The organism is Guptibacillus sedimenti, from assembly GCF_028610665.1.
GTDB classification, from domain to species: domain Bacteria; phylum Bacillota; class Bacilli; order Bacillales; family Guptibacillaceae; genus Guptibacillus; species Guptibacillus sedimenti.
Window position 1 is genome coordinate 652,068 of record NZ_JAQQWV010000001.1, and the last position, 23,475, is coordinate 675,542.

Below are 23,475 nucleotides of genomic sequence, written 5' to 3' on the forward strand. Positions count from 1 at the left end.
GAACCGTTGCTTTGGTTCATACATAGGAGGTTTACGAATGGTTAAAGTTCGTATGAAAGATGTGATTGAAAAATTCAATTTAGAATTAGTGAGTGGTGAAGAAGGGATCCATCGACCGATCACAACGAGTGATATCTCACGCCCAGGACTTGAAATGGCAGGTTTTTTCACTTATTATCCAGCGGAGCGTTTGCAGCTACTTGGAAAAACGGAGATGTCTTTCTTTCATGGTCTCCCAGAGGAACAGAAGATTGAGCGTATGCAGAAGCTTTGTACAGACGAGACACCAGGTATTGTACTTTCGAGAGATATGGACGTTCCTGAAGAACTGATTCAAGCATCGAAAGAAAAGGATGTTCCCATTATACGGTCAACGATGACAACCACTCGTTTGAGCAGCCGTTTAACAAACTATCTTGAAAGTCAGCTTGCGCCGAACACAGCTATTCACGGCGTGCTTGTTGATATTTATGGTGTCGGAGTTTTAATTACGGGTTCAAGTGGTGTCGGAAAAAGTGAGACGGCTCTTGAACTTGTAAAACGTGGCCATCGGCTCGTAGCTGATGATTCAGTTGAAATCCGCCAAGAAGCAGAAAATACGCTGGTAGGAAGTGCTCCTGAATTAATTCAGCACCTTCTGGAAATTCGCGGCCTTGGAATCATTAACGTTATGACGTTATTTGGTGCAGGTGCAATTCGAAACTACAAGAAGATTTCTCTTGTTATGAATCTTGAACTTTGGGATTCTAAAAAAGTGTATGATCGCCTTGGGCTTGAAGAAGAGTACATGAAAATCATTGATTCAAATGTGCCCAGACTTGTCGTACCTGTTCGACCTGGACGAAACCTTGCCATTATTATTGAAGTAGCGGCGATGAACTTCCGTTTGAAAAATATGGGGATGAATGCGGCGAAACAATTTTCAGAACGATTGACGCGAGAAATTGAAGATGGTGACGAACACGATAGCATCTAATCTTAAGTAGGATATCAATAAAGGAGAGACAACGACATGTTAGCCTCAATACAGCCACTTGATCGTGTCGCGCTAGAGCTTGGACCGATCTCAATCTACTGGTATGGCATCATCATTGCGTTAGGTGCTTACCTTGGTCTGCTTTTAGCCATCAGGGAAACGCAAAGACAGGGATTGCCGAAAGAAACGTTTGTTGATTTAATCTTATGGGCTGTACCTATTGCAATCATTTCTGCCCGTATTTACTACGTAACGTTCCAATGGAGCTATTATAAAGATAATCCAGGTGATATCTTTGCGATTTGGGAAGGCGGAATTGCGATTCACGGTGCTCTGATTGGCTCTGTTATTACCGCAATCATTTTCACAAGAAAGCGTGGTCTCTCTTTCTGGAAAATTGCTGATATCGCTGCACCAAGTATCCTTCTTGGGCAAGCAATTGGTCGCTGGGGAAACTTTATGAACCAGGAAGCACATGGGGGGCCTGTGACAAGAGCGTTTCTTGAAAACCTGATGCTACCAGAATTTATTATTAATCAAATGTATATTGACGGTACGTATTATCACCCTACGTTCCTATATGAATCCCTTTGGAACATAGCTGGCGTTGTGTTGCTTGTGATTCTTCAACGAACGTCAGTGAAGAAAGGCGAAGTTTTCCTTTCTTACGTTATTTGGTATTCATTTGGACGCTACTTTATTGAAGGGTTACGAACAGATAGCCTAATGTTAACCGAATCTCTTCGAGTGGCACAGGTAATCTCAGTCGTATTGATTATTGTATCGGTTGCCCTGATTATTTATCGACGCAAGGTGATGAAAGCAAAGCCATATAACGAAAAAAGCTAGGAGGCGTGTCAGTGTGGGGATTTTGCGACGTGGTTTAAAAGCAGGACTGATGACAACGTGGGAACTTGGAAAAATCATTTTTCCGATTACGTTAGTGATGACCCTCCTTCGTTATACTCCTGTCCTCGAATGGATCGTTGCGCTGATCGCTCCTGTGATGAAATGGATCGGTTTGTCAGGGGACGCAGCCATTCCTCTAGTAATAGGAAATTTCTTAAATCTTTATGCTGGAATTGGGGCAATATTAACACTAGACTTAACGGTTAAAGAGGTTTTCATTTTAGCCGTTATGCTATCCTTCTCACATAATTTGCTGATTGAATCTGGCGTAGCCGCAAGAGTTGGTGTAAAGCTCTGGGTCATTCTTGCTGTAAGAATTGGACTTGCCGTCTTATCGGCTTTTGTTATCAATCTTGTTTGGCAAGGTGGGAGCGAGCAGGCAGCTTATGGACTTGTTTCTCAAACGAATGAAACGGTGAGTGGCTGGGGACCTATTCTACTACAGGGGTTAGAAAAAGCGTCTTTAGGCGTTCTTCAGCTTGCTTTAATTGTCATTCCACTGATGATTTTTATCCAGGTGATGAAAGATTTGTCATGGCTTACGACTTTCTCAAGGTGGATGGCTCCTGTGACGAGAAGTCTTGGCATGAAAGAAAACACATCGACAACGCTTGCCGCAGGACTTGTCTTTGGCCTTGCATACGGAGCAGGAGTTATGATTCAGGCTGCAAAAGAAGATGGCGTTGAGAAGAAAGATCTTTATTTAGCGTTTATTTTTCTCGTGGCGTGTCATGCTGTCATTGAGGATACACTTATTTTTATTCCACTTGGGATTCCGGTCATCTGGTTGCTTCTTGTTCGGTTAGTAACAGCCATTCTTTTAACGGTAATCATCTCAGTAATATGGAAAAGACGTGAACTAAATGCTTCAAAAAGAAAGGATCCATCGTATGAGTATTAACACCCTTTTATTTGATTTAGACGGAACATTAATTAATACAAATGATTTAATTATGGCTTCATTTAAACATACGTTTGATCATTTTTATCCCGGACGTTACGAGGATGAAGAATTAAAACAGTTTATTGGAGAGCCGCTTTACTTAACGTTTGCAAAGCATGATGAAAGTCGTGCAGAAGAAATGGTCGCTTTTTATCGTGATCATAATGTTACGAATCATGATCACCTTGTCACGGAATTTGATGGCGTATTTGAAACGGTGAAGACGTTATCTGAAAAAGGATATAAACTAGCAATCGTAACGTCAAAGATGAGAAACACGGTAGAAATGGGATTAAAGCTAACAAAGCTTGATCAATTCTTCCCTGTAGTTATCACAGTTGATGAAGTTGAAAATCCTAAGCCGCATCCAGAGCAGCTTGAAACAGCCATGAACAAACTAGGTTCTGTTCGTGAAGAAACGCTGATGGTTGGTGATAGCCAATATGATATTCTCGCTGGACAAAATGCGGGTGTAACGACAGTTGGTGTGTCATGGACGATTAAAGGATGCGACTTTCTTGCCTCATTTAAGCCAGATTACCTGGTTGATCATATGGGAGAAATTCTTTCGATTGCTGGAGCCGACAAGTGAGAAACACAGAGCGTTACCCCGTTACTGGTAGCAATGCTCTCTGGCAAATTTATAAAACCGTTCCGTTTTGGAAGGTCGTGAAGAACTTTATTGTGATTCAGCTCGCTCGATACACTCCTTTTATTCCTATGAAGAATTGGTTGTATAAAACCTTCCTAGGTGTGAAAATTGGTGACCAAACGGCATTTGCCCTTATGGTGATGCTCGACATTATGTTTCCGGAAAAGATTTCAGTCGGAAAAAACTCTATTATTGGCTACAATACAACGATATTAGCTCATGAATATTTGATTGAGGAGTACCGCCTTGGCGATGTTGTCATTGGTGATCGGGTGATGATTGGGGCGAATAGTACATTGTTGCCGGGGATTACGATTGGTGATGGGGCCATCGTATCAGCTGGGACGCTTGTTCATAAAAGTGTGCCAGCAGGGGCTTTTGTTGGTGGAAATCCAATGCAGGTCATCTATACGAAAGAAGAACGAGCAAAACACGATATATAAAAGCCCGCAGCAGATGCTGCGGGCTTTCTTGTAATTACTCGTCACCCTGATCTGTTAGAATAACTGGGCCGTCTTTTGTAATGGCAAGCGTATGTTCATACTGAGCGGATGTAGAGCCATCCACTGTGCGAGCTGTCCAGCCATCTTCGTCAATCGTGCTGTATGGTTTACCAATGTTTAGCATCGGTTCAATTGTAATCACCATACCTTCTTTCAGTCTAGCGCCTGTACCGGGCTGACCGAAATGTGGAATCATCGGTTCTTCGTGAAGAGTCGGTCCAATGCCGTGTCCAGTGAAATCTCGAACAACGCCAAACCCTTCTGCTTCAGCATATTTTTGAATGGCATGGCCAATGTCGCCAATACGGTTGCCAATGACGGCTTGCTCGATACCTAAGTAGAGAGATTTTTTCGTCGCTTCAAGCAAATGCTGCTTTTCCTCTGAAATTTCTCCTACTGCATATGTCCATGCAGAATCAGCAAGTGCGCCATTTAAGTTCACAACCATGTCGATTGTAACGATGTCGCCTTCTTTCAGTTTTCTTGACCCTGGGAACCCGTGACAAATGACATCATTAACAGAAGCACATGTAGCGTATGGGTAATCTTGATAGCCTTTTTGCTCTGGTGTCGCACCGCGCTCCTCTAAAAAGAGTTCAACAAAATCATCAATTTGTTTCGTTGTAACACCTGGTTTAATAATGCTACGAAGTTCTTTGTGGCAGTCAGCCAGAACCTCTCCAGCTTCTTTCATTAATTGAATTTCTCGACTTGTTTTACGGTGAATCATGTTTTCGCCTACTTTCTGCGTTTTCGTTCGATTCGTTAGGTGGACATATAAATGATCGGTCCAATTTCTAACACGTTATGCGGAAGATCTTCCCTCAGTTACTGTAACAAAAAAGCCCGCAAATTGCAGGCTTCTTGATTAAAGTAAATAAAAACCGATCCCCATAATTAAGTAAGCAGCGAGTAACGTCGCTCCTTCAAACCAGTTCGTTTCTCCATCATTACTGATGACGATCATTAGCAATACGGCTGTTACCATCGTCACTAGCTCTGGTAACGTAAAGACCAGTGGCATTTGCACCGGGAAGAAAAGGGAGATAAGGACGAGTAGTGGCGCAACAAACATTGCCACCTGTAAGGTTGAACCGACTGCGATTTCAACTGCCACATCCATTTTATTTTTATAAGCCATGATGATAGCGGAAGCGTGCTCAGCCGCATTTCCTACAATGGCTACAATGATCACACCGATGAATAATTCACTCCAACCAAATGTATCGCCAACTGTTTCAAACGTATGCACAAGACTTTCTGATACATAGGCCACTGCAGCAGTCGACAGAGCTAGCACAATCATCGCTTTTTTACGACTCCACTCAGGTTCTTCGTGAACGTGTTTGCCGCCGGCATCGCTCCCTTCTTGATTAGAAACGTGCTGGTAGACACCTCGATGGGTTACGAGCTTAAAGAAGAGTGCAGCAAGGTAAAGAACGATAAGAATGATGGATATGCCCGTACTTAATGAAATCGCTTCTGCGTCACTCATGTCCATTGAGAACACTTCGGGTATAACAAAAGCCACAATCACTCCAAACATTAACAGTCCGGAATTGTGCCTGGCGTCATAGACGTTGAATTTTTGTCTTTTAAACTTTAATCCTCCAACGAAGAATGACAAACCAGCAACAAGGAGCAGGTTTCCTAGAACTGATCCTGTTAGTGAAGCAAGTACAATTTCAATTAAACCTTCTCTTAATGCAAAAATTGAAATGATGAGTTCAACTGCATTTCCAAAGGTTGCGTTAAGTAAGCCACCAATCCGCGGTCCTGAGATCACTGCAAGACTTTCGGTTGCTCTTCCCATATAAGCGGCAAGAGAAACAATAGTTAAGCAGTAGACTCCAAACATTAGAATTTGCGACCAATGAAGAAGGCTTCCAGCAACGGATAGGGGAACGCCGATGATCACGAGGAAAAAGAAAATTTTATTAACCACGTGGCACATCCTCTCTTTTTGTCATTTAATCTTTTCCTCATTATAGATTTCCTTAATTGGAAAAGAAAGTTTCTTTCATAGTCATTACCCCAATCTACGAAGAAGTGATCACGATTATGAGACAGAAACCCAAAAATCGACATCATTCTTTAAGATCACCTAAAAAATAAAGGTAATTCACATTGGAGTACAGAAAAGGAGTAAAGGGAATAATGCCCCTTATTGGTTGACGAAAAAAATAAAGGCGTGTAAACTACAAATAACTTCATCTTGTTAGTATGTTAGCGAACTAAAGGAAATGTGAGGTGCACAAAATGACAAGACCATTCGTATTTGAGAAGCCACTCGGTATGCGCGATACGCTACCGGTCCTATATGCCTTAAAAACAAGCATTCGAGAAAAGATTCAGCGTGTTACGGAAGGGTGGGGCTATCGTTTTATGAATACCCCTACGCTTGAGTACTATGAAACGGTCGGAGAAGCTTCTGCTATTCTTGATCAGCAGCTTTTTAAACTTCTTGACCAGCGCGGCAATACGCTTGTCCTAAGACCAGATATGACGGCGCCGATTGCTCGTGTCGCAGCTTCAAGTCTTAAGAACGAGCCCTTCCCTCTTCGTCTAGCTTATGATTCAAACGTGTTTCGCGCACAGGAAGACGAAGGAGGTAAGCCAGCGGAATTTGAACAAATCGGCGTCGAGTTAATCGGAGATCGGACAACTAGTGCGGATGCAGAAGTGATTGCATTAATGGCTGCTGTTTTAGAAGAAGCTGGTCTTGAAGATTTTCAGATCGCAATAGGTCACGTTGGTTTTATTCAAGAGCTGTTTCTTTCTATCGTTGGAAACGAAGAACGTGCGGCTGTCCTTCGGCGTTATTTATACGAGAAAAATTACGTAGGCTATCGTCAGCATGTTCGTGAGATGCCGCTATCGACAATCGATCAAAAAAGGTTAATGGCTCTGCTCACGCTTCGGGGGGATGGATCAAAATTAGAAGAAGCGATTGAACTTCTTCCAAATGAAGCTGGAGAACGAGTGCTTAACGAGCTTCGCACACTCTTACATACGCTCAAAGCTTATGGTGTTGCAGATCAAGTGAAATTTGATTTTACACTTGTAAGTCATATGAGTTATTACACAGGTGTTGTATTCGAGGGGTATGCGAACAACCTTGGCGTGCCTTTAAGTAATGGGGGACGTTACGACGAGTTGCTTGAGCGCTTTGATCGTCCAGCTCAGGCAACGGGTTTTGGTATTCGCCTTGATCATCTTGCAGAAGCACTAGGCGTAACGGATCATGAGCGCTTGCCTAATGCCATTATATTTAGCCCTGAACGAAGAGAAGAAGCCATTCAACAGGCGTCAGAACGACGAGCGGATGGCGAGAAAGTTGTTGTGCAGGAGTTAAACGGCGTAACGAATCTTGATGCTTATTCTGAGCGTTTTGATGACGTGACGTATTTAATCGGTAAAAACGGAAAGGGGATGTAGTCATGCTAACGATGGCCATGCCGAAAGGGCGTATTTTTGAAGAAGCGGTAGAATTGCTTCGAAATGCTGGTTATCAACTTCCCCCTGAGTTTGATGATTCACGGAAGTTAATTATCGATATAGAAGAAGAAAACCTACGCTTTATCTTAGCGAAACCAATGGATGTTCCAACTTATGTGGAGCACGGTGTAGCTGACGTTGGGATCGCTGGTAAAGACGTGATGCTTGAAGAGGAACGTAACGTTTATGAAGTGCTTGATCTGAAAATTAGTGGCTGTTATCTCGCGGTGGCTGGACTTTCTGATGGACCAATCAAAGGCGTGGCACCAAAGATCGCTACAAAATATCCGAACGTTGCGTCAAATTACTTCCGTCAGCAGGGTGAGCAAGTTGAAATCATTAAGCTAAACGGATCGATTGAGCTTGCGCCACTGATTGGTCTAGCGGATCGAATCGTTGATATTGTTTCAACAGGTCGAACATTAACAGAAAACGGCTTAATGGAAACGGCATTTATTGAGTCAATCACATCGCGCTTTATTGTGAACCCAGTAAGTTATCGAACGAAAGACGCCATTATTGATGATATGGTCCAACGTCTTTCAGCGGTTGTGGAAGGAGAGAGTGCAGATGAAAATCGTTAATCGTAATGAAGGCATTTCCATTAAACGCTCGATTGAGCAAGGAACGGAAGAGCAGCGTCAGGTTGTTCTTTCGATTCTTTCACAAGTGAAAGCGACTGGTGATGAAGCGGTTAAGGAAAATACAAAAAAGTTTGATGGAGCGGATTTAGAAGAACTTCGTGTCTCAACTGTTGAAATCGAAAAAGCCTATGGCGATTTATCAGATGAACTTATTACTACGATTAGGCAAGCCGCTGAAAACATCCAAACGTTTCATGAGCGTCAGCGCCGCCAGTCATGGTTTACGACTGCTGAAGACGGCACAATGTTAGGACAAAAAGTGACGCCACTTGATTCTGTTGGCGTCTATGTTCCTGGTGGAAAAGCCGCTTATCCCTCTTCGGTACTAATGAACGTAATCCCGGCCATCGCAGCGGGTGTAAAGCGAATTGCGATGGTTACACCGCCTGATGCAGAGGGAAATGTCCCTTCTGGTGTTCTTGTTGCAGCAAATGAAGTAGGTGTCACAGAAATTTTTAAAGTTGGCGGTGCTCAAGCAGTTGCAGCACTCGCTTATGGTACCGAAACAATTGCCCCGGTTGATAAAATTGTAGGACCGGGTAATATCTTCGTTGCGCTTGCGAAACGAGAAGTGTTTGGCATCGTCGATATCGATATGATTGCTGGTCCAAGTGAAATCGTTGTGCTAGCCGATGAACAGGCGAATCCAGCTTATGTTGCAGCAGATCTTTTATCCCAAGCTGAGCATGATGAGCGGGCTAGTGCTGTTCTAGTAACAACGTCAGCGACTCTTGCTGAACGTGTTCAAGAAGAAGTGAAGCAACAGCTCGTTAATCTTCCGCGTGCCGATATTGCCGCAACGTCGATTGAGGATTATGGGATGATTTATGTTGTTGATCACCTTGCGGAAGCGGTTGAAGCTGTGAATGAACTTGCGCCTGAGCACCTTGAAATTATGGTGGAAGAACCGATGACGCTTCTCGGGAAAATTCGTCACGCAGGAGCGATTTTCCTTGGTCCTTATAGCTCCGAACCTGTTGGAGATTATTTTGCTGGACCTAACCATGTGCTCCCAACGAATGGAACAGCACGCTTTTCAAGTCCATTGTCAGTAGATGATTTTATTAAAAAATCAAGCGTTATTTCCTATAGTAAAGAAGCAATGAGAACGAACGGTAATAACATCGTAGCACTCGCTAAGCTTGAAGGACTTGATGCTCATGCGAGAGCTGTTGAACTTCGATTGGAGGATTTAAAATGAGCGAAGAAAGAAAAAGTTCCATTTCAAGAGAAACTTCTGAAACATCGATTAACTTATCCTTTGGGATAGACGGGAGCGGAAAAACTGATTTACAAACCGGTGTCCCTTTTCTTACTCACATGCTTGATTTGTTCACGAAGCATGGCAAATTTGATTTAGCGATCGCGGCAAATGGGGACACGGAAGTTGATGATCACCATACAACAGAAGACATCGGCATTTGCCTTGGTGAAGCACTAAAACAGGCGCTTGGTACAAAAGAAGGCATTAAGCGATATGGCAATGCGTTTGTTCCGATGGATGAAGCACTTGCTCAGGTTGTCGTGGATTTAAGCAATCGCCCTCACCTTGAATATCGGGTAGAGCTACCATCGACGCGCGTTGGAACATTTGATACTGAGTTGGTTCATGAGTTTTTATGGAAACTTGCGATTGAAGCAAGAATGAACTTACATGTGATCGTTCACTACGGACACAATACACACCACATCATAGAAGCTATTTTTAAAGCGCTCGGACGTGCTCTAGATGAGGCAACGCTGATCGATCCTCGAGTAAAAGGTGTGCCATCAACGAAAGGAATGCTGTAAATGATCGGAATTATTGATTATGGCATGGGGAATTTATACAGCGTAAGTAAGGCACTAGAGCGTCTCGGTTATGACTATTTTGTTTCAGAGGATGAGAAGGAGCTCGCCAAAGCGACTGGACTTCTCCTTCCTGGAGTTGGTTCTTTTCGTGATGCGATGGCGATCTTAACCGAAACGGGCTTAAAAGCTTTCCTTGAAAAAGAAGTGGAAGCAGGCAAACCGTTACTTGGCATTTGTCTTGGCATGCAGCTTCTTTTTGAAGAAAGTGATGAAAATGGGTATGCGGAAGGCTTTTCTTTTTTACCGGGAACAGTAAAGAAATTTCCTGGTAAGGATGCGTTTGGTAATGCCTACAAAGTCCCTCATATGGGATGGAACAAACTAGTGATTCATCAGCCAGATTCGTTTTTAATGAATGATGTCTTAGATGAGCACGTGTATTTTGTTCACTCCTATTATGTTGATACAGATGATCGTGATGTTTTAATTTCAACAGCTGATTATGCTGAGGAAGTTCCGGCTGTTGTAGGAAAAGGAAAAGTGTTTGGCACCCAGTTCCACCCTGAGAAAAGCAGTCATGCCGGTCTTGCGATTTTAAAAAACTATGCCCAATACGTAGAAAGGAATGACGCATAAGATGCCAATTACCATTTATCCTGCTATTGATATGAGAGGCGGCAAATGTGTACGCCTTTTGCAAGGTGATTACAACAAAGAAACCATTTACGGCGATTCGCCTTTTGATATGGCTAAGCAATTTGCTGATGACGGTGCCAAATGGATCCATATGGTTGATCTTGACGGGGCAAGAGAGGGAAAGCGTGTAAATGATCGCCACGTTCTTGAGGTGGCCAACAACTTATCGGCGCGTGTACAAGTTGGGGGAGGAATTCGAACGGAAGAAGACGTTGCTTATTACCTTGAAAACGGGGTTGATCGGATTATTCTCGGTAGCAGTGCCATATCTGACCCGGACTTTGTGAAAAGAATGCTTTCGAAATATAAAGAAAAGATTGCGATCGGAATTGATGCAAGAGATGGGTATGTCGCAGTTGAAGGCTGGCTGAAAACTTCCGAAATTAAAGCTGTTGATCTCGGAAAAGAACTTGCTGAGCATGGCGCAGAGGTTTTCATTTTTACGGATATTTCAAAAGACGGAACGCTATCAGGTCCAAACGTTGAAGCAATTGCTGAGCTTGGTGAGGCTACGGGTAAAGACGTGATTGCTTCAGGTGGGATCAGCAAACTTGATGATGTGAAAAGCCTGGAGCAAAGAAGTGACTCGATTAGCGGTGCGATTATCGGAAAAGCTCTCTACACGAATCAATTTACTTTGAAACAAGCGCTGGAGGTCTAGCGATGCTGACGAAACGTATTATCCCGTGTCTGGATGTAAAAGACGGCCGCGTTGTGAAAGGCATCCAGTTTGTAGGGCTTAGAGATGCTGGCGATCCCGTTGAATTAGCGAGAGTGTACGATGAAGAAGGAGCAGACGAGCTTGTTTTTTTAGATATCTCTGCTTCTCATGAAGGAAGAGAAACGATGGTCGACGTAGTGCGGCAGGTGGCAGCGGAACTTGCTATTCCTTTTACCGTCGGGGGCGGAATTAATAAGCTTGAAGATATGAAGCGTGTGCTTCGCGCCGGAGCGGATAAAGTATCGATGAATACCGCGGCTGTTCTACGACCGGAATTGATTCGTGAAGGCGCTGATTATTTTGGAACACAGTGTATGGTCGTTGCGATTGATGCGAAGTGGGAAGAAGATACAAATTCATGGCGCGTTTATACGCACGGCGGTCGCACGGCAACGGAATGGGACGCAGTTGAGTGGGCGATCAAAGCTCAGGAAATGGGTGCAGGCGAAATTTTATTAACAAGTATGAATGCGGACGGAAGTAAAGATGGGTTTGATCTTCCTCTAACGAAAGCGATTGGCGAAGCTGTCTCCATTCCTGTCATTGCATCAGGAGGAGCAGGGTCTTCTGAAGACTTTCTCGAGGTCTTCCACGATGCTTCAGCAGATGCTGCTCTTGCCGCATCGATCTTCCACTATAAAGAAACCTCACTATCACATGTGAAAGATTACTTAAAACAAAACGGGGTGGCGATTCGATGAATACCGAAATGATTCAATTTGATGAAAAAGGCCTTGTGCCAGCGATTGTACAGGATGCAGCGAGTAAAGAAGTGTTAACACTAGCTTATATGAACAAAGAGTCTCTAACGAAAACAATCGAAACAAAGGAAACGTGGTTTTACAGCCGTTCACGTGAAGAACTATGGCATAAGGGAGAGACTTCAGGCAATACGCAGCACGTTCTTGATCTTCGCTATGACTGTGATCAAGACGCAGTGCTTGTGCTTGTAAATCCCGAAGGACCGGCCTGTCATAAAGGGACTTACTCTTGTTTCAGTGATTCTTTGCTTTCAGAAGAACTAAAGCCAAATGCGGATCGTTTTGCTATCCTCAATACACTTGAACAAACGATTGCTAAAAGAGAAGCTGAGCGTCCTGATGGAGCTTATACAACTTATCTCTTTAATGAGGGTGTTGATAAGATTCTAAAGAAGGTTGGCGAAGAAGCTTCCGAAGTCATCATTGCAGCGAAAAACCGCGACCACCAAGAACTTACGTGGGAATCAGCTGACTTGATTTTTCATTTGATGGTGTTGCTAAGAGAGCAGGAATGTGCGCTCGATGACGTTCTTCAGGTACTTGAGGAACGTCACGCTTCAAAATAATGAAACTTCTTTCTCTCCCATTCGTAGGCAAGAGTAAATTCAATTACGAGAAATGGAGAGAGGTTACATGTTTGTAGGGTTCATGTTTGTGGGACTTGCAATTGGACTTTTTCTTGGTCAACCAGGGCCTGGTGTGCTGCTTGGAATGGGAATTGGTTTTATTGCGCAAGAAATCTCAAAGCGCAAAAAAGATATGTGGAAATAAAAACGAGCCGATGAGCTCGTTTTTATTTTGCACCAGATCAAAACGATTCGAAGAGCGCATGTGAGCATTTAGCCAGTTTTTTCTACTTATTTTCTTTTACGATTGGAAGTAGATGTATGTTATACTTTTGAACGGATATGACTGGTAATAGAATTACTTGAAGAAAGATTATTGGGGGGAAACATGAGGAAAGAACTTCATGCTTCTTCGGAAATGAAAGGCCGACTGATTCCGTTCGTTCAGGACGGAGATTATTTTTATAAAAAGGCTATGAGAGCCTATCAGCAACGGAATTTGGATAAAGCAAGACAGCATCTTGAACGTGCGGTTAAACTTGTCCCCGAAGAAGTCGATTATATATGTCAACTTGCAGCGGTCCTGTCGGAATTAGGCGAATATGAAGCATCAAATGAATGGCTGAAATTTGTTCTTGACGATCTTGATCCTGAATACTATGATTGCTACTTTTTCCTTGCGAACAACTTTGCACATATGGGTCTGTTTAAACAAACGGAAGAGCATGCAAGAATTTACCTTAAGCATGAGCCAGAAGGTGAATTTATGGAAGATGCCGAGGAGCTTGTCGACCTCATCTTGTTCGAGCAATCCGAGCACTTACCTCAGGAGATTGGCGAAGAAGAACAGTTGATTCAAGAGCATGAAGCCGCTCGTAAAGCGATTGAAGCGGGACATTTTCTTGAAGCGATTGAGTTACTCGAGCGGATGACAGAAGTTTATTCTGAGTTTTGGCCTGCTTACAATAACCTTGCCCTCGCTTATTTTTATAGTGAGCAGTATGAGGAAGCCGTCGAAGTACTCGATGACGTCTTAACGAAAAATGAAGGGAATCTGAACGCGGTTTGTAACTTAACGCTTTTCTATGATTTCCTCGGTCAACATGTTAAACGTGATGTGATGCTTGAGAGGCTTAAGAATGTCTACCCGATTCATCCTGATCATTCGTATAAATTAGGAAGTACGTTTGGGTTTTTGGGTGAACATGAGCTTGCCTTTCACTGGCTACGTAAGGTTGAGAGTACCCGACACGTGTGGGACGTGCCGTTCTATCACTGGTTAGCCGTTTCTGCGTATCAACTGAATCGTCCTGATCTTGCACTGCGTTACTGGAAAAAGGTTCAAACGGTTGATGCAAAGAATGAAATGGCAGAGCATTATCTGGCAGAACTCGAAGCGGGTACCCTTCATAAAAACCAGGTTAGCTACCGATCGCAGATGCCCCAAGAAGTGCAAGAGTCTGAAGGGAAACACGATTATCATGCTAGAATGACGCATCTGATGCTTCTCTATACCAGACGCGATCCAGAAGGTGCTTCGATTTTACAAACCTATTGTAAACGAAAAGATGAACCTCTTATTGTTAAAGAGCTTTCAGCGTACATTGCGGTCACACTTGCTGACGAATCAGTCCAAATCGTAGATGATGAAGGAACAAATACTGTACGTACACAGACAGATCTCCCTGAATATGTACGATCAGGAATGCGTGTTATTGCTGAGCTAGAGCAAGCAGATATTAGTGACTCAGAACTGCATGAGCTAATTGCGATGATCTGGTTGCCTTGTTATGTTAAACTTTCAAATAGTAGCGAAGCCTTTCAGAACGTGAAAGCAACGGCTGCTGCGATGTATTACATGTGGCATAAAGTAAGACAAACAAACGTCACTCAAATCGAAGTCGCAAACGCGTTCGGTGTATCTGGATCAACCATATATGCTTACCGTAAAAAGTTAACGCGCTTACTAGAGACGAATGACCTCTGAGCAGGCTGGTAGACTTTTTAACTACAATCAGATATGATTTTAAATAAGAAACATTATCCTTTAATAATTAATGTAATTTAGCAAAACGTGAAGGAAGTGAAGCAGATGAGTGAAAAAATTTATGATGTCATTATTGTCGGTGCCGGACCTGCAGGTATGACTGCAGCTGTATACACTTCTCGTGCTAATCTCGACGTTCTTATGATTGAACGCGGGATTCCGGGCGGACAAATGGCAAATACAGAAGATGTAGAAAACTATCCAGGTTTTGATAGCATTCTTGGTCCAGACCTTTCTACGAAAATGTTTGAGCACGCGAAGAAATTTGGCGCTCAATATCAATATGGTGATGTGAAAGAAATTCGTGATAACGGTGACTACAAGACAGTCGTATCAGGAAATCAAGAATTTCATGCAAAAGCCATTATTGTAACGAGTGGTGCAGAATACAAGAAGATTGGTGTTCCTGGAGAAGCAGAGTATAGCGGCCGTGGTGTTTCTTATTGCGCGGTTTGTGACGGAGCTTTCTTTAAGAACAAAGAGCTTGTTGTCGTAGGCGGTGGAGATTCAGCCGTTGAGGAAGGCGTGTATCTTACACGGTTTGCTTCTAAAGTAACCATTGTACACAGACGTGATCAGCTACGAGCACAGAAAATTCTTCAACAGCGCGCGTTTGATAACGAAAAAATTGATTTCATCTGGAACCATACGGTGAAAGAGATTCTGGGTGAAAATGGTAAAGTGAATAAAACGCTTCTTGTAAACACAGTAACTGGTGAAGAGCGTGAATTCAGTGCGGATGGTGTCTTTATTTATATCGGTATGCTTCCGTTAAACCAAGCTGTTAGTGGTCTTAATATTACGAACGAAGAAGGCTATATTGTTACAGATGAAAACATGGCGACGAAGGTTCCTGGTATCTATGCAGCAGGTGACATCCGTGACAAAATGCTTCGTCAAATCGTAACAGCAACTGGTGATGGTAGTATCGCTGCGCAATCTGTTCAGCACTACATTGAATCACTAGAAGATGCTGGAAAAGAAGCGCTAGTCTAATTTGGTATAAAAGCAGAGGGCGACCCTCTGCTTTTTCTTTGTAGCTCGCAGTAAAACCACATTTCGACAGCCTTCGAGCGGTATCGGGTGGTGCCTGTCACCGCGTCATTCCCTTTTAATTTTGCTGTAACAGGGGTGAAACACAAATGGGGTAAACTATTAGTAGATTTAACCCCCTTTAAATAGATTCACTCTTTTGCACGGGCATTTATGCGCCGTGCTCTTTTTTTGCCTGAATGAGATAAATCTTCAGGGGTGATCCAAACCGCTCTCATTGTTCATGGTCAGCAATCATAGTATACTATGGGTAGAAAATCTTGAAGTCTGAGCTTCTTTCAGGCTTTCGTATACTAACAGGATGATTGAATTGAGGTGACAATTGTGCAACGAGTAACAAACTGCATTTTAAACGACGAAGCAAATGATCGCGTACTTTTACTACAAAAGCCGCGCCGAGGTTGGTGGGTTGCACCAGGTGGAAAGATGGAATCGGAAGAATCCATCCGTGATTCGGTGATTCGCGAGTTCAGAGAAGAGACTGGTGTCTATTTAAAGAACCCTAAACTTAAGGGGATTTTCACATTCATTATTAAAGAAAATGAAGTAACTAAGTCTGAATGGATGATGTTTACGTTTCTTGCAACGGAATACGATGGGGAATCAGTAGAAAAGTCAGCAGAAGGAAAAGTAGCTTGGGTAAAAACAGATGATGTGAGTGACCTTCCAATGGCTCCGGGAGATTATCATATTCTTGACTATATGATGAAAGGCCATGGAATCATTTATGGAACCTTCACCTATACGCCCGACTTCAAATTACTTTCTTATCGACTAGACCCGTCTTAATAAAACGTGTACCAATAAGAGAAATTGAGAAACGGAGTGGGGAAAATGACCGATTTAATCGATAAACGCATTCATATGGTCATTATTACAGGAATGAGTGGTGCGGGTAAAACGGTTGCGATGCAGTGTTTTGAAGATATTGGCTACTTCTGTATTGATAATCTGCCGCCAGCTCTCTTACCGAAGTTCGTTGAAATGGTTGACGGATCAGAAGGAAAGTTAAATAAAGTTGCGCTCGTGATGGACTTACGCGGCGGAGATTTCTTTGATCATCTAGTGGAAGCCGTTGATCATTTGGATTCACATGATCGCTTGGATGCAGAAGTGCTCTTCCTGGATTCAAAAGACGCCACACTCGTCAGACGCTATAAAGAAACAAGGCGCTCTCATCCGCTTGCACCAGAAGGTTTGCCACTTGAAGGTATCCAAAAAGAACGTGAAATGTTGGAAGAGTTGAAAGGCCGCTCCCAACAAATTATTGATACAAGCGATATTAAACCGGTGCAACTTCGAGAGAAAATCATGGATCGCTTTTCGAACAATGAAAAAGAAAACTTTGGCGTAAACGTGATGTCATTTGGCTTTAAATACGGCATTCCGATTGATGCTGACCTTGTATTTGATATTCGCTTTCTTCCAAACCCTCATTATGTGGAGCATTTGCGTCCAAAAACAGGTGTGGAAGAAGAAGTCGCGAACTATGTATTTAAGTGGAAGGAAACACAAATCTTTCTTGAGAAGTTAATCGATATGCTTGCCTATATGCTCCCTCAATATAAGAGAGAAGGGAAGAGTCAGCTAGTCATCGGCATTGGCTGTACGGGCGGAAAGCATCGTTCTGTCGCTTTTGCAGAACACATCGGCCATCACTTTGAATCAGAGTATCGAACAAATATTACGCATCGGGATATTGAAAAAGGGAAGGGTCACAAATAATATGGATGAGACTAATCTGCCAAAGGCTGTCGTCATTGGCGGAGGAACAGGCCTATCGGTACTTCTACGTGGACTTAAAAAGTTTCCTGTCGACATCACTGCCATTGTAACAGTAGCCGACGATGGAGGAAGTTCAGGTCGATTGCGTGACGAGTTTGATATTCCTCCTCCAGGCGATGTGCGAAATGTCATTACAGCTTTATCTGAAGTTGAACCATTATTAGAGGGATTGATGCAGCACCGTTTTAAAAACGGAAATGGTTTATCTGGTCATTCTCTTGGCAACTTAATGCTAGCAGCCATGACCGATATTACCGGAGACTTTGTAAAAGGCGTAAGAGAAATGTGTCGCGTCTTGAACGTACGAGGTGAAGTTCTCCCTGCATCGAATCAAAGCATTGTTTTACATGCGGAAATGCGTGATGGAACGTTTGTACAAGGTGAATCCCAAATTCCAAAGGTAAACAAAGCAATTAAACGAGTGTTTCTTTCACCACCAGGGATCAAAGCGCTACCCGAATCGATTCGAGCCATTCGTGAAGCAGATTTAATTGTACTTGGACCAGGTAGTTTATATACAAGCATTTTACCGAATTTACTTGTGCCAGGCATCGCAAAAGAAATTCAGCAGGCAAAAGCAAGAAAAGTATATGTTTGTAATGTTATGACTCAGTTAGGTGAAACAGAAAATTATACGGCGAGTGACCACGTGCAGGCACTCATTGATCACATTGGCTATAAACTTATGGATACGATTATTGTAAATGAAGAAATGATTCCCTCTTTTTACGAAAAACGTTATGCACAAGAACGAGCAGAGGTTGTGCAATATGACGAAAATCGTCTGAAGAGCTTTGGTTTTCATGTAATCAGTGATAAAATTATCCAATACGATGAGAAATATGTACGCCATGATGCGAAAAAAATATCATCGATTCTTTTATCTTTATTAGACGATAGAAGAGCATGATGGGTCAGTGGGGCCCCTGCATGAAAAAGGGGGGATGGCAATGTCATTTGCTGCTGATACAAAGAAAGAATTAACGCAGTTAGAAAGCAAACCTTGTTGTGCAAGATCAGAACTAGCAGCTCTTATACGAATGAATGGCTCCATTTCGTTTGGAAACAGACAGTTGATTTTAAACATTCCGACAGAACATGCTGCCATTGCAAGAAGGATTTATACGCTTATTAAGCGGATTTACAATTATGATGTTGAACTGCTTGTCCGTAAGAAGATGAGATTGAAGAAAAACAATGTTTACATTGTTCGGGTCTCAGCAAAAGCGAGAGAGCTTCTTGAAGATCTCGGTATTATGGATAATGCATTTACGTTTACTAGAACGATTTCGAGTGATTTTACGAAAAAAGCCTGTTGCAAACGCTCTTATCTAAGAGGAGCATTTCTTGCTGGGGGGTCAATTAATCACCCTGAAACCTCTTATCATCTCGAGATCTTCTCCATGTATGAAGAACATACAGAGTCACTTTGTAACTTAATGAATGAATTTGGTTTAAATGCGAAGATGCTTGAGCGAAAGAAAGGTTACATCGTCTATATCAAAGAAGGTGAAAAGATTACAGAGTTTTTAAGTGTTGTCGGGGCCCATCAGGCGCTGCTTTACTTTGAAGATGTCCGCATCATGAAAGATATGCGAAATTCTGTTAATCGGATTGTGAATTGTGAAACAGCCAATTTGAATAAGACAGTCGGTGCAGCTTTTCGGCAGGTTGAGAACATCCGCTTTATCCAAAAAGAAGTTGGGCTTGAAATTCTTCCTGATAAACTAAGGGAGATTGCGGAACTTCGAGTGAAACACCAGGATGTAACATTAAAAGAGCTTGGCGAGATGGTCACGGGTGGAGCGATTAGCAAATCCGGAATCAATCACAGGTTGAGAAAAATTGACCAAATTGCTGATAAGCTTCGTAATGGTAAGCCAATTTCATAGTCTTCCTCACCAAAGGCTTGACTACTGGTGGACAGTAGCTTTCCGACTAGATGGAAAGCAGAGTTAAAGAAAAACGTTCATTCCCTCATAGCGCAGGGAATGGGGTTTTTCTAAATTTTTCACAGTCTGAGATAGCGCTTACTTATATTGAGGGAAAAACGACCATCTGCTGATACCCGTTTTTAACACTCGCTAAATAAGAGTCCTCGATCCGTTTTTCTTATCAGCAGTTATAAATAAGGGGAGGAATGAACAAGTGGTTCAAAAAGAAGTTGTTGTGACATTAGAGACAGGATTACAAGCTCGACCTGCGGCCCTATTCGTGCAGGAAGCCAACCGATTTAACGCGGATATTTTCCTCGAAAAAGATGGAAAGAAAGTGAACGCCAAAAGCATTATGGGTATCATGAGCCTTGCGGTTGGAACAGGGGCTTCTGTTATTTTAACTGTTGATGGTAATGACGAAGAGGATGCTATGTCATCACTCATGGATTTTGTGCAGAAAGATTAAAGAGCGAAGGCATACCGCTAAGTGCAAGCGGTAGCCTTCGTTTTTTTTTGTTGTAGGAAAGAATTTTGCGTAAAAAAAAGAGCCTTTCCTCAGTGAGGAAAGGCTCGATTCAAACAAGTTTATGCTTTCTTTTCCATTACTTCATCAATTAAGCCGTATTCTTTCGCTTCTGTTGCTTCCATGAAACGGTCACGATCCGTGTCGCGATCAATTGTTTCAAGTGGTTGACCTGTACGTTCAGAAAGAATTTTGTTCAGCTTTTCGCGCATTTGAATAATGCGTTTTGCGTGAATTTCAATGTCAGAAGCCTGACCTTGCGTACCACCGAGCGGTTGGTGAATCATTACTTCACTGTTTGGGAGCGCATAACGCTTTCCAGGCTCACCAGCAGCAAGAAGGAAAGCACCCATGGATGCAGCCATACCGATACAGATTGTTGATACCTTCGGCTTGATGAATTGCATTGTATCGTAAATTGCCATACCTGCTGTGATCGAACCACCAGGGCTGTTAATGTAAAGTGAGATATCTTTATCAGGATCTTCTGCAGCAAGGAAAAGAAGCTGAGCGACTACAGCGTTTGAAACGTTGTCGTCAATTGCTGTTCCTAGCATGATAATGCGATCCTTAAGAAGACGAGAATAAATGTCGTACGCTCTTTCACCGCGGTTTGTTTGTTCAATTACCGTTGGAATTAAAACCATTTAAAATTCCTCCTTTATTTTTTATGGAATATGTAGTTGCTGTACGTTCATCATACCTAAAAGGTCAATATAGGTCAAATAAAGTGCTGTGCTATTTTTAAAAAGGGTAAGGTAGAGATGTTTTTCTTTCTCTATCTACATCCATTTTCCCCGCATCACCTTATTTTAAACAGACCGCGTGCTCCTTTTTTTGAGGCGCTCATCTGCTACAAAATAAGTTAGAATTCTTCTCTCTACCTGGTTACGAATTTGAATAGAGGAATATCGGTATGTTTGATTGTAGCCACGACAGAAAACTTTGCAAATAATGATTTCTTCTTTAGTTTCTTCAATGTAGACGCGAATTCCTCTTTCATGGAGAATTGCTTTTGCCCATTTTAAATCAGTTGAGGCAAGCGACATAGCAGACCGGATTAGTTCCAGGTAAGGGCGCGGAAGCTTCATTCTAGAATGTTGTAGCCATTTCATATCCATTTCCAGCACTCTTTTTACGTAAGGAAGTAAGAGGTAGTGTCTTAATGCCTTCGTTTCTTCTTTACTTAATTGGAACACGATCGCCACCGCCTAATAGAACATATGTTTGGTTTTACTTTACTATGAGATAATTGACACGTCAAGAGCTTAAGACTTAAGTAACCAAGTAATTCAAATGAAAGAGCGGTACGGGTAAAATCACCTTGCAAAAAAATAGGCGATCCCGTATAATAATCTTTGCGCTAATAAAGCGCGCCCGTAGCTCAGTCGGATAGAGCGGTGGTTTCCGGTACCGCGTCAGTCGGGGGTTCGAATCCCTCCGGGCGCACCATATACATAATTCCAATCCCTTTCGCTGATGCGAGAGGGATTTTTTTATTGATCTTTATTATGTAGAATAGACAAATTCATGATAACGATATCGGTTGTTGATTGATTTCTTAAATAAGAAAAAAGAAAAAAGAGTAGAACTCGTCCACTCTTTCTGCTATCCGTCGTGCCTTCTAACAATCACGATCATCATCATGTCTTTTGCTGCCTGCTCCACTCATCGTATGTTTAAAGCCTGAGTGCATACCAGTAGCGCATAGTCCTAGCCATAATCCGATAAAGAAGGCTTTTTTGAAATCTTCCGGTTCGACGTAAACATGACTCATCACAATTCCGATGACGATTGAAAGGATGGGTAAAAACCTTACCGGAAAACCAAACACCTTGAAGAGATGTACTACTCCAATGATGACTGGAAGCAAAGCAATTCCATATACCGCTAAATCCATGGCATTTGCCTCCTTTTTTCTCTCTATAAAACAGTTTATGTAGAAATTTGACTGAGGGACGGGCGATTTCATCAATTTTATTAAAAATGGTGTCAAGAACCGTCTTTAAAAAACAGAAAATTCTGCTCATTTTCGTTTTTTCATACCATAAAATGAAACGATATAGTATGATGAAGGTGGAGGGATTGCGATGGAATTAGGATTGATACAAAAGCAGACAACGAAACTAGTCATGACAACCCAGTTGCATCAAGCGATTTCTATACTCCAATATTCTACGGCTGAATTACTGGAGTACGTGAAAGAACAGGCTCTTGAAAATCCACTTATTGAATTACAGTCACCATCATGGGACGGGGGTGTTCGTTCTTCAAAACGTTCCTACGAGAATGGGACTAGACAAGATCCGCTGGAATATGCGGAAACAAGAAGAAGTCTGCACGATGAACTTCACGAGCAGACGAGGTGCATAAACCTTCCCAAAAAAATAACCGGCATTGTCCATTATTTAATTGATAACATCGATGAAAGTGGCTACTTACGAATCAATGAAACAGAAGTGATGAGTTATTTAGACTGTTACGAATTTGAATTAACTGAAGCGATTCGACAGGTTCAGTTACTCGACCCTCCTGGTATAGGGGCTCGCTCTTTATCGGAATGTCTTTCTTTACAGCTAAATCAGGAGGGGGAGGTCTTTGAACTTGCTCGATTGCTCGTATCTGATCATTTGAAAGCGTTAGCAGAAAAGAAATATCGTGAGCTTTCGAAGCAGTATCACGTACCTGTCGAACAAATTCAACAGGCAGCAGATTTGGTAGCAGACCTTGACCCCCGTCCAGGAACGAAGTGGTTTACTGAGAAAACAACGTACATCGTACCGGATGTTATGATCCAAGAGAAAAATGGACGATTTACTGTTACATTGCTTGATGATGATTTGCCGGCAATGAAAGTGAGCAACACGTATCGTTCATTTAAACATAACGAAGCAGCCGACTATTTGAAAGACAAATACCAGCAAGTCAGCTGGTTAATGAAAAGCATTGAACAAAGGAAGCAGACGTTAAGGGCAATTATGGGCGTTGTGATTGTCCATCAACAAGGTTTTTTAAGAAATGGCATGAGTGACCTTGTACCGATCACATTGAAAGAAGTAGCTAATGAAGCTCATGTCCATGAATCGACAGTAAGTCGGGCCATTAAAAGTAAATATGTTCAAACGCCGCAAGGTTTGTACCCACTAAAAGATTTGTTCACTTCAAAGCTAGCGAGTGAATCTGGGGAAGGGGCTTCTTCTTCCAGTGTTAAACTCTTTATTAAAGAACTTGTGGAGAATGAGAATAAACTCAAACCGTTATCAGACCAAAAAATTGTAGAAGCTCTTCATATCCAGCGTGGAATTGAAGTATCAAGACGAACAATTGCAAAATATCGAGAAGAATTAAAGATCTTAAGTTCATCAAAGCGAAAGCGATTTACGTAACAGCTGCCGGGAAGGTGGCTCTTTTTTTGCGTTTGAATACCTTGTTAAGTAAACTATAAAATTGAAAGAAGGGAGGTTTAATTG

27 protein-coding genes and 1 tRNA gene are annotated in these 23,475 nt (G+C 42.4%); 23 read left to right on the forward strand and 5 right to left on the reverse strand.

Going from position 1 to position 23,475, the window contains the following annotated elements:
* The first annotated feature begins 37 nt into the window (after nt 1–37).
* The 5 genes from hprK to PQ578_RS03070 are packed head-to-tail and all read left to right on the forward strand — an operon-like array spanning nt 38 to nt 3,923.
* Complete coding sequence (hprK, locus tag PQ578_RS03050; RefSeq protein ID WP_273832151.1) at nt 38–976, forward strand: HPr(Ser) kinase/phosphatase; 939 nt, start codon at nt 38–40, stop codon at nt 974–976.
* 36 nt (nt 977–1,012) lie between these two features.
* Complete coding sequence (gene lgt / locus PQ578_RS03055; protein ID WP_273832152.1) at nt 1,013–1,825, forward strand: prolipoprotein diacylglyceryl transferase; 813 nt, start codon at nt 1,013–1,015, stop codon at nt 1,823–1,825.
* 49 nt (nt 1,826–1,874) lie between these two features.
* The gene (locus tag PQ578_RS03060; RefSeq protein WP_273833244.1) at nt 1,875–2,786 is read left to right on the forward strand and encodes a nucleoside recognition domain-containing protein; all 912 of its coding nucleotides are present in this window, start codon (nt 1,875–1,877) and stop codon (nt 2,784–2,786) included.
* Nucleotides 2,776–3,420, forward strand: coding sequence for a pyrophosphatase PpaX (ppaX, locus tag PQ578_RS03065; RefSeq protein WP_273832153.1), 645 nt, complete (start codon nt 2,776–2,778; stop codon nt 3,418–3,420). Before PQ578_RS03060 ends, ppaX begins: the two co-directional genes overlap by 11 nt.
* Entirely contained in the window at nt 3,417–3,923 is a 507-nt protein-coding gene (locus PQ578_RS03070) for an acyltransferase (protein WP_273832154.1), read from the forward strand. Before ppaX ends, PQ578_RS03070 begins: the two co-directional genes overlap by 4 nt.
* Before the next feature lie 34 nt (nt 3,924–3,957).
* Here the strand turns inward: PQ578_RS03070 and map are convergent, their stop codons facing one another.
* Nucleotides 3,958–4,713 carry a type I methionyl aminopeptidase gene (gene map / locus PQ578_RS03075; protein ID WP_273832155.1) on the reverse strand — a complete coding sequence of 252 codons (756 nt, stop codon included), beginning with the start codon at nt 4,711–4,713 and terminating at the stop codon, nt 3,958–3,960.
* A 138-nt stretch (nt 4,714–4,851) separates the two neighbouring features.
* The gene (gene cax, locus PQ578_RS03080; RefSeq protein WP_273832156.1) at nt 4,852–5,928 is read right to left on the reverse strand and encodes a calcium/proton exchanger; all 1,077 of its coding nucleotides are present in this window, start codon (nt 5,926–5,928) and stop codon (nt 4,852–4,854) included.
* Nucleotides 5,929–6,242: 314 nt separating this feature from the next.
* Between cax and PQ578_RS03085 the strand changes: the two genes are divergently transcribed.
* The 16 genes from PQ578_RS03085 to PQ578_RS03160 all read left to right on the forward strand — a co-directional run bounded on the left by PQ578_RS03085 (nt 6,243) and on the right by PQ578_RS03160 (nt 19,948).
* A complete protein-coding gene (locus tag PQ578_RS03085; protein WP_273832157.1) occupies nt 6,243–7,421 on the forward strand; it encodes an ATP phosphoribosyltransferase regulatory subunit in 1,179 nt (392 codons plus the stop codon).
* A 2-nt stretch (nt 7,422–7,423) separates the two neighbouring features.
* Nucleotides 7,424–8,065, forward strand: coding sequence for an ATP phosphoribosyltransferase (hisG, locus tag PQ578_RS03090; RefSeq protein ID WP_273832158.1), 642 nt, complete (start codon nt 7,424–7,426; stop codon nt 8,063–8,065).
* Nucleotides 8,052–9,326, forward strand: coding sequence for a histidinol dehydrogenase (gene hisD / locus PQ578_RS03095; protein WP_273832159.1), 1,275 nt, complete (start codon nt 8,052–8,054; stop codon nt 9,324–9,326). Before hisG ends, hisD begins: the two co-directional genes overlap by 14 nt.
* Nucleotides 9,323–9,916 carry an imidazoleglycerol-phosphate dehydratase HisB gene (gene hisB, locus PQ578_RS03100; RefSeq protein WP_273832160.1) on the forward strand — a complete coding sequence of 198 codons (594 nt, stop codon included), beginning with the start codon at nt 9,323–9,325 and terminating at the stop codon, nt 9,914–9,916. Before hisD ends, hisB begins: the two co-directional genes overlap by 4 nt.
* Entirely contained in the window at nt 9,917–10,552 is a 636-nt protein-coding gene (gene hisH, locus PQ578_RS03105) for an imidazole glycerol phosphate synthase subunit HisH (protein WP_273832161.1), read from the forward strand.
* A gap of 1 nt (nt 10,553) precedes the next feature.
* Complete coding sequence (hisA, locus tag PQ578_RS03110; RefSeq protein WP_273832163.1) at nt 10,554–11,273, forward strand: 1-(5-phosphoribosyl)-5-[(5-phosphoribosylamino)methylideneamino]imidazole-4-carboxamide isomerase; 720 nt, start codon at nt 10,554–10,556, stop codon at nt 11,271–11,273.
* Nucleotides 11,274–11,275: 2 nt separating this feature from the next.
* Nucleotides 11,276–12,034 carry an imidazole glycerol phosphate synthase subunit HisF gene (hisF, locus tag PQ578_RS03115; protein ID WP_273832164.1) on the forward strand — a complete coding sequence of 253 codons (759 nt, stop codon included), beginning with the start codon at nt 11,276–11,278 and terminating at the stop codon, nt 12,032–12,034.
* Nucleotides 12,031–12,660: a bifunctional phosphoribosyl-AMP cyclohydrolase/phosphoribosyl-ATP diphosphatase HisIE gene (gene hisIE / locus PQ578_RS03120; RefSeq protein WP_273832165.1), complete on the forward strand. Its 630-nt coding sequence runs from the start codon at nt 12,031–12,033 to the stop codon at nt 12,658–12,660. The genes hisF and hisIE overlap by 4 nt, the downstream gene beginning before the upstream one ends.
* Before the next feature lie 67 nt (nt 12,661–12,727).
* Nucleotides 12,728–12,865 carry a hypothetical protein gene (locus PQ578_RS03125; protein ID WP_165994973.1) on the forward strand — a complete coding sequence of 46 codons (138 nt, stop codon included), beginning with the start codon at nt 12,728–12,730 and terminating at the stop codon, nt 12,863–12,865.
* 183 nt (nt 12,866–13,048) lie between these two features.
* Nucleotides 13,049–14,647 carry a tetratricopeptide repeat protein gene (locus tag PQ578_RS03130; protein WP_273832166.1) on the forward strand — a complete coding sequence of 533 codons (1,599 nt, stop codon included), beginning with the start codon at nt 13,049–13,051 and terminating at the stop codon, nt 14,645–14,647.
* A gap of 105 nt (nt 14,648–14,752) precedes the next feature.
* Nucleotides 14,753–15,703, forward strand: coding sequence for a thioredoxin-disulfide reductase (gene trxB / locus PQ578_RS03135; protein ID WP_224882156.1), 951 nt, complete (start codon nt 14,753–14,755; stop codon nt 15,701–15,703).
* 372 nt (nt 15,704–16,075) lie between these two features.
* Nucleotides 16,076–16,549 (forward strand): 8-oxo-dGTP diphosphatase, encoded by a 474-nt coding sequence (locus tag PQ578_RS03140; protein WP_224882158.1) that lies wholly within the window; start codon nt 16,076–16,078, stop codon nt 16,547–16,549.
* Between the two features lie 45 nt (nt 16,550–16,594).
* Nucleotides 16,595–17,485 (forward strand): RNase adapter RapZ, encoded by an 891-nt coding sequence (gene rapZ / locus PQ578_RS03145; protein ID WP_273832167.1) that lies wholly within the window; start codon nt 16,595–16,597, stop codon nt 17,483–17,485.
* Nucleotide 17,486: 1 nt separating this feature from the next.
* The gene (locus tag PQ578_RS03150; RefSeq protein ID WP_098445026.1) at nt 17,487–18,455 is read left to right on the forward strand and encodes a gluconeogenesis factor YvcK family protein; all 969 of its coding nucleotides are present in this window, start codon (nt 17,487–17,489) and stop codon (nt 18,453–18,455) included.
* Nucleotides 18,456–18,495: 40 nt separating this feature from the next.
* Complete coding sequence (whiA, locus tag PQ578_RS03155; protein WP_159784952.1) at nt 18,496–19,437, forward strand: DNA-binding protein WhiA; 942 nt, start codon at nt 18,496–18,498, stop codon at nt 19,435–19,437.
* Nucleotides 19,438–19,693: 256 nt separating this feature from the next.
* Complete coding sequence (locus PQ578_RS03160; RefSeq protein ID WP_098445024.1) at nt 19,694–19,948, forward strand: HPr family phosphocarrier protein; 255 nt, start codon at nt 19,694–19,696, stop codon at nt 19,946–19,948.
* A gap of 119 nt (nt 19,949–20,067) precedes the next feature.
* Here PQ578_RS03160 and clpP read toward each other — a convergent pair whose 3' ends face one another.
* Nucleotides 20,068–20,652 (reverse strand): ATP-dependent Clp endopeptidase proteolytic subunit ClpP, encoded by a 585-nt coding sequence (clpP, locus tag PQ578_RS03165; RefSeq protein WP_098445023.1) that lies wholly within the window; start codon nt 20,650–20,652, stop codon nt 20,068–20,070.
* A 165-nt stretch (nt 20,653–20,817) separates the two neighbouring features.
* Complete coding sequence (locus tag PQ578_RS03170) at nt 20,818–21,204, reverse strand: YhjD family protein (protein WP_273832168.1); 387 nt, start codon at nt 21,202–21,204, stop codon at nt 20,818–20,820.
* A 174-nt stretch (nt 21,205–21,378) separates the two neighbouring features.
* On the opposite strand from PQ578_RS03170, the gene PQ578_RS03175 reads away from it, so the two are divergent.
* Nucleotides 21,379–21,457: transfer RNA gene (locus tag PQ578_RS03175), tRNA-Arg, on the forward strand.
* A gap of 172 nt (nt 21,458–21,629) precedes the next feature.
* Here the strand turns inward: PQ578_RS03175 and PQ578_RS03180 are convergent.
* Nucleotides 21,630–21,905: a hypothetical protein gene (locus tag PQ578_RS03180; RefSeq protein ID WP_273832169.1), complete on the reverse strand. Its 276-nt coding sequence runs from the start codon at nt 21,903–21,905 to the stop codon at nt 21,630–21,632.
* Between the two features lie 190 nt (nt 21,906–22,095).
* On the opposite strand from PQ578_RS03180, the gene rpoN reads away from it, so the two are divergent.
* Nucleotides 22,096–23,391, forward strand: a complete 1,296-nt coding sequence (gene rpoN, locus PQ578_RS03185; RefSeq protein ID WP_273832170.1) for an RNA polymerase factor sigma-54 — start codon at nt 22,096–22,098, stop codon at nt 23,389–23,391.
* The last annotated feature ends 84 nt before the right edge of the window (nt 23,392–23,475 follow it).